A 14,558-nucleotide genomic window follows, 5' to 3' on the forward strand; every position below is an offset into this window, starting at 1 on the left:
ATAATTTATAGAAAATTAATTCAAATGAAATTATTAAGAAATTATTCTCTCAAATTGACCTTATTGGCATTGATCATATTATTTTGTGACCCGGTATCGGCTATACCCATAAAGAAAGAACTCAACTCGGGTTGGAAATTCAGACAGTGGCGGTTAAACAACTGGTATCCGGCAACAGTGCCAGGTGTAATCCATACCGACCTGATTGCGAACGGGATAATTGAAGATCCGTTTTACAGATTGAACGAAAGAAGTGTACAATGGGTAGACAAGGAAGACTGGATGTATGAAACTCACTTCGACCTGGATGATGACACATTCAGTAGAGAAAATATCCGCCTGCACTTTATGGGGCTGGATACGTATGTACATGTTTATCTGAATGGAGAAAGTATTCTTGAGGGTGATAATATGTTCCGTGAATGGAAAGTAGACATTAAAGACAAGGTGAAGCGGAAGGATAATAAGCTGGAAGTCCTTTTCCGCTCACCGATCAAAGAAGATATTCCCAAATGGGACGCTTTGCCTTTTCAGTATCCGACCGGACCCGATCAGTCCCAACAGGGTGGAATCTTCAATAAAACAGTCAGTACATTTGCACGCAAGGCAGGATACCATTATGGCTGGGACTGGGGACCTCGTTTGGTAACGTCGGGTATCTGGCGTCCTGTGTATCTCGAGGCTTGGAATGATGTGAAGATAGAAGATGTATTTATAGAACAGAAAGAAGTCAGTTCGAAAACAGCCCGCATTACGGCCCACGCTGAACTTCTTTCCGATAAGGACTTAGCAGATGTCAAAGTAATAATAAAGGATAAAAATAACAATACGGTTTATGGGACAAAGGATTTGGAACTGAAAAAAGGAATAAATACCGTTTCTGTCGATTTTACAATCGATAATCCCCGCTTGTGGTGGAGTAACGGACTGGGAGAACCCAATTTATACGAGTTTACGACAATAATAGACCTGAAGTCGGCAACCGTTGATACCAAAAATATACGGACAGGGATACGTTCTATTAAAGTCGTGAATGAAACGGATAAAGACGGAGCTTCATTTTATTTTGTATTGAATGGTGTTCCTGTGTTTGCCAAAGGTGCGAATTATATTCCCTCCGATAACTTCCTTCCCCGTGTTACCCGCGAAAAGTACAGGAAAACAATACAGGATGCCGTAGATGTAAATATGAATATGCTCCGGGTATGGGGTGGGGGTACTTACGAAGAAGACTATTTCTATGACCTGTGCGACGAAAACGGCATAATGGTATGGCAGGATTTTATGTTCGCGTGCAGTATGTATCCTTCGGAAGGCGCGTATCTCGAAAATGTGAAATATGAAGCGATAGATAACATTAAGCGTTTACGGAATCATCCTTCCATTTCTGTTTGGTGCGGTAATAATGAGGCTTATGACGGTTGGTTCGGATGGGGACGCCGCGAAGATTATACAAAACAAAATCCCGAATATGCCCGTATTATGTGGAAACAATATGCCGATCTGTTTCACAAATTACTACCCGATATGGTAGCGCAATATGCTCCTGAGTCTTTTTACTGGCCTTCTTCTCCCTACGGCTTGCCGGGACAAGGCTGTGACGATAAGCACGGCGACAGGCATTACTGGGGTGTATGGCATGGGAAACATCCTATTGCCCAGTATAACACAGAGAAAAGCCGGTTCTTCAGCGAATATGGATTTCAGTCATTTCCCGAATTTGAGTCGGTAAAGATATACGCACCTAAAAAAGAAGATTGGGCAATTACATCAGAGGTGATGATGGAGCATCAGCGGGCAGGTACTTATGCCAATAATCTGATAGAAGAATACCTGTTGAACGAATATCAGAAGCCAAAAGATTTTGAATCATTTCTTTATATGAATCAGGTGTTGCAAGGCGATGCTATAAAGATAGCGATGGAAGCGCACCGTAGAAATATGCCTTATTGTATGGGTACTCTTTTTTGGCAACACAACGATTGCTGGCCTGTGGCTTCATGGTCGAGCCGGGATTACTATGGGCGTTGGAAGGCGCAACATTACTTTGCCCGTGAAGCGTATAAAGATGTGCTGGTTTCCCCCATTGCTAAAGATGATAAACTGGATATCTATATTGTATCGGACAGGCTTACCGAATCGAAGGGAACCCTAAATTTAAAGATCATAAAACTGGATGGCCATATTATTGGCAGCAGAAAATTAAATATAACAATACCCAAAAATACAAGTAAGAATGTATTTACCGCTTCTGTAAATGATTTATTGAAAGGAACGGCAAAAAATGATGTGGTAATTCATGCGGAACTGACGGATAATAAGGGAAATATTTATAAAAATAACTACTTCCTGCTGCAACAGAAGAACATAAATTTTCCTCAGGCAAACATATCTAAAACGGTAAAACCTGTTAATGAAGGCTATGAGGTATCCTTGTCGTCCGATAATTTTGCCCGTGCGGTATTTATGTCTGTTGAAGGAATAGATAATTTCTTTGAGAATAACTATTTTGATATCCTTCCGGGGCAAGTAACAGTAGTAAAAGTAAAAACATCTTTGTCCCGGCCCGAATTTGAAAAACAGTTGAAGGTTGTATCGTTAAGAGATGGTTTCTAGGTACTGTTAGGAACTTTTACGCAATTTACTTTATCTATATGGATAAAACCTGTACCTTCAGCTTTGATGTATTGGATAAGCAGTAAGCAATAAATGAGAATTATATAAAGAACAAGTTGTTTGCTGCTTACCGATTTGCTAATTGAATTTAAAATCATGAAAAAGACTTATACTATATTATTAATATCAATACTAATCGTTCTAGTAGCGAACGGTCAATCAGTATTTTCGCAAAATGCCCGGTCATACATACTTTGGTATGAGAATCCGGCCGATGAATGGATGAAATCTCTGCCTCTGGGTAACGGGCGTATAGGAGCAATGGTATTTGGAGGTATAGAAAAAGAAGTTATCGCTCTTAACGAGGTGACGATGTGGTCGGGGCAACCTGATAAATTTCAGGAACGCCCATTGGGTAAAACAATGCTGAATGACATCAGGCAATTATTCTTTGAAGGGAAGTACGCAGAAGGAAATCGTGCAGTTACCGAGTTTATGTCGGGTACACCTCATTCATTCGGTTCTCATGTTCCCGCCGGAGATCTTAAGTTGGATTTTAAATATCCCGCCGGCGCAGTATCAGGCTATAAGCGGGAGTTGAATCTGGAAAACGCCATTAATACAGTTTCATTCAAGGTTGGTAATATACTATATACAAGGGAATATTTTTGCAGCAATCCCGACAATGCGTTCATCGTTCGCCTGACAGCCAATAAGGCTAAATCGTTGACTCTGGATGTATCGTTAGATATGCTGCGTGAATCAGTTATTAAAGCTGTGGATAACAGCCTTGAGTTTTCAGGGAAAGTCTCTTTTCCGAAGCAGGGCCCCGGTGGTGTTGACTTTATGGGGAAAGTAGGAGTGACAGCCAAAGACGGAAACGTTTCTGCATCAAATAATAAAATTAGTATAGCGGACGCCACATCTGTTACTATTATCCTCGATCTACGGACCGATTATAATAATAAACATTATAAGGAAGATTGTTTTGCAACAGTGAATAAAGCATTATCACAGGATTATAATCGTTTAAAAAATAAACATGTAAGTGATTATTCAAATCTTTTTAAAAGAGTAGACTTATTTTTTGGCAAAAGCGAAGCCGATAAACTGCCTACCGACAAGCGATGGGAGCGGGTGAAAGCCGGAAAAGAAGATGTAGGTCTCGATGCATTGTTCTTCCAGCATGCAAGATATCTGCTGATTGCCGCATCACGGGAAGATTCTCCGCTACCTGCCAACCTGCAAGGGATATGGAACGACAATCTGGCTTGTAATATGGGTTGGACCAATGATTATCATCTGGATATCAATACACAGCAAAATTACTGGCTGTCTAATATCGGAAACTTGCATGAATGTAATATACCACTGTTCGATTATATCAAAGATCTTTCCGATTATGGACAAAAAACAGCAAGAAATGTATACGGAGCAAGAGGCTGGGCTGCAAATACTGTAGCCAATGTATGGGGATATACTGCTTCGGGACAGGGAGTCAATTGGGGGCTGTTTCCTCTTGCCGGTACATGGATAGCATCTCATTTGTGGACGCATTATATCTATACGATGGATGAGAACTATTTAAGAAACAAGGCTTATCCCATATTGAAAAGCAATGCGGAATTCTTACTCGACTATATGGTACAAGACCCCAAAAGCGGCTATCTGATGACTGGACCGAGTACCTCACCCGAAAACTCGTTCAGATACAAAGGCAATGAATTATCTGTATCATTAATGCCTGCCTGCGATCGGCAACTTGCTTATGAGGCTTTTGCATCTTGTATCGAAGCATCGAGAATATTGAATGTAGATGATAGGTTCAGGGATAGCCTGAGCATAGCATTAAAGAAATTACCACCTATTATGATAGGTAAAAATGGTGCTATACAGGAATGGTTCGAAGATTTTGAAGAAGCGCAACCTAATCACCGTCATACAACACATCTGCTGGCTCTGTATCCTTTTGCCCAGATCAGCCCGGTAAAGACTCCCGGTCTGGCCAATGCCGCCCGTAAAACAATCGAATATCGCCTTGCTGCGCCAAACTGGGAAGATGTGGAGTGGAGCCGTGCCAATATGATTTGCCTCTATGCCCGTTTATTCGATGCGAAGAAAGCTTATGAGAGTGTTGTACAACTTCAGCGTGAATTTACCCGGGAGAATCTCTTGACTATTTCACCGGAAGGCATTGCCGGGGCGCCATACGACATTTTTATTTTCGATGGCAATGAAGCCGGAGGGGCGGGAATAGCCGAGATGCTTATTCAAAGCCATGAAGGATATATTGAATTGCTTCCGGCTTTACCTCAGCAATGGAATACGGGTTATTTCAAAGGTCTATGCGTAAGAGGCGGTGGCGAAGTAGATTTGAAATGGAAAGATGGGCAGGTTCAGGATATAGTGATTAAGGCTATCACGGATAATAAATTTACGTTCAAACTGGTAAATACTAAGGGTAATATCTCTTTTCCGAAAGGAGCAAAAGACGTAGATTTGCAAATGAGTACCGAAAACGACTATACTTATGTAACCATTTCCTTAAAGAAAGGGCAGCGTTTTGAAATGAATTACAGATAAGATACATTTTTTTTAATAGCGTTAATTATATAAGTGTAAAAAAGTAGAGTGTAGATTTCGTATAGAGAAATATAATCCGCCTGGGTATATCATTGTACCCATAAAAAGTGTCTTTCATTAAGGCACTTTTTATTTTTTTATTCTATCCTGAATAAATTTTTGTAACATTTTCACTTTTCTTTCGTCATATAGCTAGTATCTAGCTATATTTGATACGTTAAAATATAGAATATTCAGGTTTATTGTTCTTATTATTTTGTTTCAATACTATGATCTCTATTGGGTATAATTAGTTGATACAGAATTAAATGATTATTATTGCTTATTTAATTAAAATATTATGAGAAAACTTTTATTCACTGCTTTTTTCCTCTTTTTCATAGTCGGATTGAAAGCGCAGGAGTCCCCTTTGTGGCTGCGATATTGCACTATATCGCCCGATGGTAATCAGATTGCGTTTTGTTATAAGGGAGATATTTATAAAGTATCCGCTTCCGGAGGTCGTGCCATGCAGATCACGACTCATCCTGGATACGATACCCGTCCTGTATGGTCGCCCGATAGTAAAAGTATTGCCTTTTCCTCCGACAGGGAGGGTAGCCTTGATGTATATCTTGTGTCGGCCGAAGGAGGTGCACCTCAACGCCTGACTACACACTCTGCGGGTGAATATCCGGTTGCTTTCCGCGATAATGAACGATTGCTTTATTCGGCCAGTATCATACAGGATGTGAAAGACGGAGAGTTTCCGTCAGGACTATTTGCTCAGATTTATGAGATTAACACATCGGGAGGACGTCCGTCTCTATTCTCATCGCTGACAATGGAAGACCTGTCTATCGATCCCAGCGGGACGAAGATTCTTTACCATGACAGGAAAGGGTATGAAGACCCGTGGCGTAAGCACCACCAATCGTCTATAACACGCGATTTATGGTTGTGTGATTTGAGTGGTGAAAGAACATATAAAAAACTGACAACTTTCAGAGGGGAAGACCGTAATCCGGTTTGGGCTGCGGACGGACAAAACTTTTATTACCTGAGTGAGCAAAGTGGCTCGTTTAATATTTATAAAAGTGGTTTGAACGTATCTACACCTGTAAAACTTACGAATCTGGAAAAACATCCGGTACGCTTTCTTTCATCAAGTAAACAGGGAAAGCTTTGTTTCTCGTATGACGGTGAAATATATACGATGAATGAGGGGCAGCAGCCTCAAAAGGTGAACATTCAGATTGCTACGGACAATCAGGAAAATAAATTGAAATATATCAACTTCTCTACGGGAGCAAGAGAAATGGCCGTTTCTCCGAGTGGAAAGGAAGTTGCCTTTGTGATACGCGGCGACGTGTTTGTTGCTTCAGTGGAATACGGTACTACAAGACGGATAACTAATACGCCGGAACAGGAACGCAATGTATCTTTCAGTCCGGACGGACGTTCAGTATTGTATGCTGCCGAGCGGAACGGATTGTGGAATGTATATCAGTCTACACTTACACACAAAGAAGACGAATCTTTCGTTTATGCGAAGGATTTTAAAGAAGAACAACTGACAAATTCCACGCTTGCTTCTTTTCAGCCATTATATTCGCCTGATGGAAAAGAAATAGCATATCTCGAAAATCGTACGACTTTGCGTGTGCTAAATCTGGCAAGTAAAGAGATACGGACGATACTGGATGGTAAATTCAATTATTCGTATGCCGATGGAGACCAGTGGTTCAGGTGGGCACCGGATAGTAAATGGCTTTTGACCCAATATATAGGTATTGGAGGCTGGAACAGTACGGATGCCGCTTTGGTAAAAGCGGACGGCAGTGGGGAACTCACCAACCTGACAGAGAGCGGATATAGTGATGCTAACCCACGCTTTGTGCAGGACGGAAAAGCAATGATTTGGTTCTCGGACAGGGCCGGGTACCGCAGTCATGGCAGTTGGGGTGCATACATGGATGCATATATCATGTTCTTCGACGGGGAAGCATACGACAAGTTCAGGATGAGTAAAGAAGAACTTGCTTTGCAAGAAGAGCTGGAAAAGAAAGATAAGAAAAAAGAAGAGGGAAAAGATAAGGATAAGAAAGACGGCAAGGGGAAGAAGGATAAAAAAGACGACAAGAAAGATAAAGAAGTGAAACCGCTGAAATTCAATCTGGATAACAGACGGGACTGGATTATCCGCCTCACTCCTAATTCTTCGTCATTGGCAGATGCCATGCTCAATAAAAAGGGTGATAAACTTTATTACCTGACCAGTTTTGAGAAAGGTTATGATTTGTGGGTGTATGACTTGAAAGATAAGTCGTCTAAGATATTGGTAAAAGAAGCAGGAGCAGGCGAACTGAATACAGACAGCATCGGGAAGAATATCCTGTTGCTGGGAGGCGGCCAACTGAAGAAAATAGATATGGAAAACGGAACCGTGACTCCTATCAAGATCAACGCGCAGTTTGAATATCAGCCCGAAGAGGAACGCAGCTATATCTTCAACCATGCCTGGAAGCAGGTCAAAGACAAGTTTTATGTAACAGACCTTCATGGTGTGGATTGGGATGGATATAAAACTGCTTATGAACGTTTCCTTCCTCATATCAATAACAATAATGATTTTGCCGAAATGTTGTCGGAAATGCTGGGTGAACTGAACGGGTCACATACCGGGGCACGAAGTTACGGGCAGGGTTCTCCGATGCCTACAGCTTCTCTGGGAGCGTTCTTCGATGAAGCCTATCTTGGAGATGGTATCAAGATTAAGGAAATCATTAATCAGGGACCGTTAACCAATGCGAATACGAAAATAGGAGAGGGGACTGTTATATTGAAGATAGACGGTAAGCCGATAGTGAAGGGAGAGGATTATTATCCTTTGCTGGTAGGAAAAGCCGGGAAAAAAGTGCTGCTAACATTTAAAACATCCGAATCGGGTAGTGAGATAGAAGAATGGGTAAAACCCGTTTCTTACGGTGAACAAAATAACCTGCTTTATAAGCGTTGGGTAGAGCAGCGTCGTCAGATGGTAGATAAACTATCGAACGGAAGAATAGGTTATGTACATGTGCGTGGCATGAATAGCGACAGTTTCAGGGAAGTATATTCCGAATTGTTGGGCCGTTGCCGAAACAAAGATGCTGTAGTGATAGATACACGACATAACGGAGGAGGCTGGTTGCACGACGATCTGGTTACTCTCCTGAGTGGAAAAGAATATCAGCGTTTCGAGCCTCGCGGGCAATATATAGGCAGTGACCCGTATAATAAATGGACTAAACCGTCGGCCGTATTGATGTGTGAAGATAATTATTCGAATGCGCATGGATTCCCGTGGCTGTATAAAGAACTGAAAGTAGGTAAGCTGATAGGAACGCCTGTTCCAGGAACGATGACCGCAGTATGGTGGGAATCACAGATCGATCCGGGTATCGTTTTCGGTATTCCGCAGGTAGCAGTGAAAGATATGCGCGGGCAGTATCTGGAAAATCAGGAATTGCAGCCGGATATTGAAATATATAATGATCCTGCTTCGACATTACAAGGCAAGGACAGCCAATTGGAAAAAGCAGTGGAAGTCCTGTTGCAAGGAAAATAAAGAATAATTACTATACATTGTAATTACAGAGTCGCAAGTGAGAATTTGTGACTCTGTTTTTTTGTATCTGCTTATTGGTGCTAATTTGCTGTTAAAGCGATTATTGTAGTGTAAAATTGTTCGATTTTTTCTAACGCACCATCCGGCTTGTTTTTCTTAACTTTTTCTTGATAAAAAGTTACGAAAATCAAGGCTGCATCCCCCGGCGACCCAAAACCGCAGCTCCGGTGGGGCAAAATAATACGGAATCATCTATAGCCGGATTATCAGGCCAGTATAGCAGCTACCGTATTTTGCCCTACACCTCCGCTTTGCGGATTGGGTGCCCCGCCTGAGGGACGAGGCCGGGATCGCGATGCGTCGACAGGACAGAGGCTCTTCATGCTTTAGCCCCACGTGCGTCAGCCGACTCGTAACTCGTAACTGCTCACAGGGCGTAGTAACTTGTAACTAAAAATCGAACGTTTTATACAGCAATAATAATATCCCCCCGCTGGCGCAGACGTCCCGTCTGTGTGTTGCATAGCAAACATTTTTGTCCTGTCAGCAAGACACGGACTGGAAGTCCGCGCCAGCGGGTGTAGCGTCTCTCGCTACGTCGGGTTAGACGCAAGTCTCCGGACTTGCAGCGATAACTGGGACGTCCGCACGAGCCTCAAATTTATCAAAAAAACTTTATCTATATAAGAAACTAATTATTAACATTAATATTTAAGCCTTATGAAGTATAACAACAAAACCGCCGAACGCATTGTAGAGATGATTGAACAAGACCTTTACGGAGTATCTGAAATATGTAAGATTCTCCGGATCAGCCGCCAGACTTTCTACGACTGGAAAAAGAATAAACCGGAATTTAAGGAAGAAGTGGAAGAAGCGTTTATCCGCAGGGAAGAAGTGCTGATAGCAAATGCCCGTATCGGACTGAAACAATTATTAGAAGGGTATGTACAGAAAAAAGAAAAAGTCACATACGTCCCTGACAAGAACAATCCGGTGGAGGATGTGGAGAAGTGCCGTGTAGTGGAAAAGAAATTCTGCCCGCCAAGCATCCGCGCGATAAAGTACGTACTCGACCGTGAGGAAAGGAGGAAAGAGCAACAACGGTTGGAAAGCAGGGAAAAGCGTCCCTTAGTCATAGAGGTACAGGACGAGGAAACCAGACGGCAACTGATGATATTAAAGGAGAACGGTTTCCGCTCTGGCGGTGCGCTCGCTCCGGAGATCGTGGCGGCCGTGGACAGGAAGCTGGGAGAAGAACGAACCAACGGTCACAGGAGCGAAGCGTATGTAAAAGTGAAAAGTGAAGAACTAAAAGTGGAAAATGGGCAAGAGCAAACTGAACAAGGGCAAGTTATGGAACAGACGCCTGCCGCTCCGGTAGAAAAGCCTAAGCCGAATCCTTATCCGTTTCTGCCGCCGGGGTATACATCGAGAACGGATTGAGTTGAAAGATGAAAAGCAGCGAATCGAAAATATGGAAATAGTGCAAAAGTTGTCAAGTTTGTCAGGTTTTAACAGGCAGTAAGTTCCAAAGAAATAAGTATTGAGTTACTTAGGCTATAACTACGGCTAACGGCTAAAAACCAATTATAACATATGGCAAATTAAACAGCCAGCCAATGGGGATTATACCCGTATGTACAAAGGATACAAATTATAACAATATTTAAATCAATTGGATAGAGAACTTTTATCATATGATAGATTTTATAAATTAAATTTGTTAAATTTGCAACGATAAATTATAGATTTTAATAATAACAATACATTTATATGCACAATTGGTTTGAATGCAAGGTAAGCTACGAAAAAATGCTGGAAAACGGCATGCAGAAAAAAGTCACAGAACCTTATCTTGTAGATGCTCTATCATTTACAGAAGCAGAAGCACGTATCATAGAAGAAATAAAACCTTATATAACAGGTGAATTCACCATCACGGATATTAAACGCGCTAAATTGTCCGAACTGTTTTTTAACGACAATGGCGACCGCTTCTTCAAAGCTAAAGTGATGTTTATCTCTTTGGATGAAAAGAGCGGCACGGAGAAGAAAACGGCGGTAAACATGCTGGCTCAGGCTTCAGACCTGAAGGAGGCGCTGAAAGTTGTAGAGAAAGGTATGGAAGGTACTTTGGCCGATTATGCCATAGCCTCCCTGAGTGAAACAATGATAATGGATGTATTCCCTTATTCGGAAGATCAGAAGAAAAAAATAGTTCTTGTATAAAATATACTGAATGGGCATATCCGAAAATATACATAGTATAAAAGATCGTTTACCGGAAAATGTAAAACTGGTAGCAGTATCTAAGTTCCACCCGGTGGATGCTATCAGGGTGGCGTATAATGCCGGTCAGCATATTTTTGGAGAAAGCCGGATGCAGGAGATCAGCCAGAAGCATCCCTTGCTGCCTCAGGATATAGAATGGCATTTTATCGGACATCTGCAAACGAATAAAGTAAAGTCGATTATACCTTATACGCATACGATACACAGTGTCGATAGCTGGAGACTGCTGTCTGAAATAGAGAAGTCCGCAGCCCGTATAGGGAAACGGATTTGTTGTTTGCTGGAGATCCATATAGCACAAGAAGATGCCAAGTTTGGATTTTCTTTTGATGAATGCCGTAGTTTTTTATCGGGAAACCAATGGAGAGAGTGTAAATTTGCTTATATTGGAGGAGTAATGGGCATGGCTTCCAATATCGAAGAAGAATCACAAATCAGAAAAGAGTTTAAAAGTCTGAAACTATTTTTCGATGAAATAAAAAATGACTATTTTGCAGAGGATGATTGCTTCTCTGAAATATCAATGGGTATGTCGGGAGATTATACCATAGCAGTCGAAGAAGGGTCTACAATGATAAGGGTAGGCTCATCTATTTTTGGAGAACGCGAATATTAACACAAAATATAAAGAAAATGAATATACAGCAACTGGAATATATTATAGCAGTGGATAACCATCGCCACTTTGCTAAAGCCGCTGAGTCGTCATTCGTTACTCAACCTACGCTGAGTATGATGATTCAGAAGTTGGAAGATGAGTTGGGCGTAAAAATATTCGATCGTAGCCAGCTGCCTGTTCAGCCTACGGTAATAGGCACTCAAATCATCAATCAGGCCAGGGTAATTGTTTCACAAGTGAAACAGATCAAAGAGATTATCCAGGAAGAAAAAGGTGTGGTGCAAGGTGTATTCAAACTGGGTATTATCCCTACCATTGCTCCTTATCTGCTGCCTAAACTGATGCAGGTGCACGATCAGAATGGTTACGACATTGTGTTGGTAATAGAAGAAACCACTACCGCTCAGATAATTGAAAAGCTGCTCAATGGGGCTTTGGATGGTGCTATACTGGCCACTCCGCTTAAAAACGAAAAGATAACTGAGCATCCTATCTATTATGAACGGTTTTATGCTTATGTCTCGCCTCGTGAAACATCGTTGTATGCCAAGAAAGAACTGGAGGAGGAAGATTTGAATATCAACCGCCTGTGGCTACTCGAAGAAGTACATTGTTTCCGTGGGCAAATATTGCGTATATGCAATATGCGTAAGCGCAAGAGTTCTCATTCGCTCTTCTCATACGAAGCAGGAAGCATCAGTACCCTGATCAATATCGTAGACAATAACAGCGGGTTGACCATAATCCCTGAAATGGCGATAGAGGAACTGAATGAAAAGCAGAGACGCAATGTACGTCCTTTGAAAGGGGTATCGCCTGTGCGTGAGGTGAGTCTTGTTACCCGTAAGGAATTCTTACGCGAACGGGTACTCGACATTATTGTATCCGAGATAAAACAGTCTGTGCCTCAGCCGTTATTGAACCTTGAATTGAAAAAGTTTGTGGTGGATATCTAAGATTTTCTGTAAAAGTATAATTGGATAACAAAAAATATTATCTTTGTATCCGATTCGGGGAATTAGCTCATCTGACTAATTTATATTTTAATATTAATGTTCTGTTATTTAAGTATTTATATAAATATTGAGACTGCTTGTTATTAAATTTGTTATAAAAAAAAGAGGCTTATGTTGCCCCCTGCTTATATGCAGGGCTTTCGCCCTGCGGGATTGTTGATTATATTTTTTCAAGTTTTGCAAACTTTTTCAATAATTTTTTTTCACCAACTTTTTCAAAAAAAACAACAATGTAAGTATCGTCATGAGATATTACTTTGCCTTCGCCAAAATTATAATGCCTTACCTTGTCCTCAGCCTCGATACTACTATATACTTTTTGCGCTAAATCTGCGCTTTCTTTAGTCGATTTTTTGGCCGCTCTCTTAGCTGCAGATTTAGCCGTTTTTTTCGCTTTCTGAAACGCAATATACTTATTGCGTTCTTCTATTTCAGCACCTAATTTCTCGCAATATTCGCTCGATTTCTCGAGCTGGTAAGCGATTACCCATAGTTGTTTGTCCGAGAAACGATCACCGGTATTACTTATTAATACCTTATACGCTGTACTATCTACGGGTATATAAGGCATAATAGAAGCTATTACGCTATCTGCCATCTGCTGCGCTTGCGCTGTAACCATATCGCCTAGCGAGCTTATAGTAGTTACAGACGGGTTTATATACCCTATTTCTTCTTTAATTTGTTTCAATGTTGCTTTCATTTTCTTATATTTATATTAATAATTATTGTCCAGATTAGCCAAATCCCAGTTCTCACACCATATGGTCATTAGCTTCATATTCATTAAATCTTTATCAAAACAAGGAATTCTCTTCAATCCATTATTAAAAGCCATGTTACCAAGAACAGCAGCACTCAATATATCTGCTCTCATTTCGTCTGTAAATTCAGTTTCTTTCATCGTTAAACATTTTGTCTAAGAAAATTCTGATGTCTGTTGTTTTCATTGTTATATGTTTTATTATTCTTATACAAATGTATAAATATATTTCAACATATCAAACAAAAAAGTATAAGAATATTTAAACTTTAACTTTTATTAGTATATTAATCGTTATACAATTAATTAAATTGTATATATTTGCGTATAAATTAAATTATACATAAATGAATAAACTCAGAATACAAGAAGTATTAGATAAGTATAATATTTCTGCTGCTGAATTAGGACGTAGAATAGGCGTGTCAAGGTCTAGTATTACGAATACCATAAACAACGGTAATCCAGGTGTTCAGATGTTATTAAAATGGGCAGAATCTATAGGGTGTAGTGCTAGCGAATTTTTAGAGGACGAATGCCATGAAACCAATACTATTACATGTCCTAAGTGTGGTACTAGATTAGAGGTGAAAGAAAAAGAATAAAATTACTTTAATTATTTAGAATCATTCTAAATAAAGTTATATATTTGTATTAGAATTAATTATTATGAATGTTTTAGATTTAATTATTAAGAAAAAGCACGCCCGCGAAATAGCAGCCAAAATGAAGATTCGAGAATATCGAAATTTCAATGACTTCTATATTAGAAGATTATGCGAGATAGAGAAAGCTCCTGATGGAGTATATGAAGCAGTAGGATGTAAACAATTCGATCAGATACGATTTCACGATTATAATAATAGCTTCGAGGTTATATGCAAATTGAAAGATTTATATATCTTCTTAACAGATGAACAATTTGCGTGTGAATTTGCCGATGAGGTGGAAACAGTTGCCGGTATTGATTTATTCTGTATAGAATTAGGTGATATAGTTAGTGTTAAAGGCATAGATGTTTAATTAAATAAATATTTTTATTATGGCAGAAGGTGGAACTTATAGAGGTAGTAATAC

The 14,558-nt window shown here is 40.3% G+C and carries 11 protein-coding genes; 9 read left to right on the forward strand and 2 right to left on the reverse strand.

Annotated features, from left to right (window positions below; all coding sequences use genetic code 11):
- The first annotated feature begins 24 nt into the window (after nt 1-24).
- From IR083_RS20705 to IR083_RS20735, 7 genes are all read left to right on the forward strand, one after another.
- Nucleotides 25-2,616: a beta-mannosidase gene (locus IR083_RS20705; protein WP_194225722.1), complete on the forward strand. Its 2,592-nt coding sequence runs from the start codon at nt 25-27 to the stop codon at nt 2,614-2,616.
- Nucleotides 2,617-2,772: 156 nt separating this feature from the next.
- Nucleotides 2,773-5,199 (forward strand): glycosyl hydrolase family 95 catalytic domain-containing protein, encoded by a 2,427-nt coding sequence (locus IR083_RS20710; protein ID WP_242052498.1) that lies wholly within the window; start codon nt 2,773-2,775, stop codon nt 5,197-5,199.
- 340 nt (nt 5,200-5,539) lie between these two features.
- A complete protein-coding gene (locus IR083_RS20715; RefSeq protein ID WP_194225724.1) occupies nt 5,540-8,788 on the forward strand; it encodes a S41 family peptidase in 3,249 nt (1,082 codons plus the stop codon).
- Nucleotides 8,789-9,508: 720 nt separating this feature from the next.
- Nucleotides 9,509-10,234, forward strand: coding sequence for a helix-turn-helix domain-containing protein (locus IR083_RS20720; RefSeq protein ID WP_194225725.1), 726 nt, complete (start codon nt 9,509-9,511; stop codon nt 10,232-10,234).
- A gap of 330 nt (nt 10,235-10,564) precedes the next feature.
- Entirely contained in the window at nt 10,565-11,020 is a 456-nt protein-coding gene (locus IR083_RS20725) for a DUF4494 domain-containing protein (RefSeq protein ID WP_006799468.1), read from the forward strand.
- Between the two features lie 10 nt (nt 11,021-11,030).
- On the forward strand, nt 11,031-11,699 hold the full coding sequence (locus IR083_RS20730; protein WP_006799467.1) for a YggS family pyridoxal phosphate-dependent enzyme: 669 nt from the start codon (nt 11,031-11,033) through the stop codon (nt 11,697-11,699).
- Between the two features lie 17 nt (nt 11,700-11,716).
- Nucleotides 11,717-12,658, forward strand: coding sequence for a hydrogen peroxide-inducible genes activator (locus IR083_RS20735; RefSeq protein WP_006799466.1), 942 nt, complete (start codon nt 11,717-11,719; stop codon nt 12,656-12,658).
- Between the two features lie 220 nt (nt 12,659-12,878).
- On the opposite strand, the gene IR083_RS20740 is transcribed toward IR083_RS20735, so the two are convergent.
- Together IR083_RS20740 and IR083_RS20745 are read right to left on the reverse strand one after the other, a co-directional pair.
- Nucleotides 12,879-13,421: a hypothetical protein gene (locus IR083_RS20740; RefSeq protein ID WP_194225726.1), complete on the reverse strand. Its 543-nt coding sequence runs from the start codon at nt 13,419-13,421 to the stop codon at nt 12,879-12,881.
- 15 nt (nt 13,422-13,436) lie between these two features.
- Nucleotides 13,437-13,622 (reverse strand): hypothetical protein, encoded by a 186-nt coding sequence (locus tag IR083_RS20745; RefSeq protein WP_194225727.1) that lies wholly within the window; start codon nt 13,620-13,622, stop codon nt 13,437-13,439.
- A gap of 206 nt (nt 13,623-13,828) precedes the next feature.
- On the opposite strand from IR083_RS20745, the gene IR083_RS20750 reads away from it, so the two are divergent.
- Entirely contained in the window at nt 13,829-14,086 is a 258-nt protein-coding gene (locus IR083_RS20750) for a helix-turn-helix domain-containing protein (RefSeq protein ID WP_194225728.1), read from the forward strand.
- Between the two features lie 121 nt (nt 14,087-14,207).
- On the forward strand, nt 14,208-14,504 hold the full coding sequence (locus IR083_RS20755; RefSeq protein WP_194225729.1) for a hypothetical protein: 297 nt from the start codon (nt 14,208-14,210) through the stop codon (nt 14,502-14,504).
- The last annotated feature ends 54 nt before the right edge of the window (nt 14,505-14,558 follow it).

It is taken from the genome of Dysgonomonas sp. GY75 (assembly GCF_015234155.1).
Lineage (GTDB): Bacteria > Bacteroidota > Bacteroidia > Bacteroidales > Dysgonomonadaceae > Dysgonomonas > Dysgonomonas gadei.

Coding starts and splice junctions, on each gene's coding strand:
- IR083_RS20715 (WP_194225724.1), top strand. CDS start 5,540: ATGAGAAAACTTTTATTCACTGCTTTTTTCCTCTTTTTCATAGTCGGA.
- IR083_RS20735 (WP_006799466.1), top strand. CDS start 11,717: ATGAATATACAGCAACTGGAATATATTATAGCAGTGGATAACCATCGC.
- IR083_RS20745 (WP_194225727.1), bottom strand. CDS start 13,622: ATGAAAGAAACTGAATTTACAGACGAAATGAGAGCAGATATATTGAGT.
- IR083_RS20740 (WP_194225726.1), bottom strand. CDS start 13,421: ATGAAAGCAACATTGAAACAAATTAAAGAAGAAATAGGGTATATAAAC.
- IR083_RS20725 (WP_006799468.1), top strand. CDS start 10,565: ATGCACAATTGGTTTGAATGCAAGGTAAGCTACGAAAAAATGCTGGAA.
- IR083_RS20705 (WP_194225722.1), top strand. CDS start 25: ATGAAATTATTAAGAAATTATTCTCTCAAATTGACCTTATTGGCATTG.
- IR083_RS20755 (WP_194225729.1), top strand. CDS start 14,208: ATGAAGATTCGAGAATATCGAAATTTCAATGACTTCTATATTAGAAGA.
- IR083_RS20720 (WP_194225725.1), top strand. CDS start 9,509: ATGAAGTATAACAACAAAACCGCCGAACGCATTGTAGAGATGATTGAA.
- IR083_RS20730 (WP_006799467.1), top strand. CDS start 11,031: ATGGGCATATCCGAAAATATACATAGTATAAAAGATCGTTTACCGGAA.
- IR083_RS20750 (WP_194225728.1), top strand. CDS start 13,829: ATGAATAAACTCAGAATACAAGAAGTATTAGATAAGTATAATATTTCT.
- IR083_RS20710 (WP_242052498.1), top strand. CDS start 2,773: ATGAAAAAGACTTATACTATATTATTAATATCAATACTAATCGTTCTA.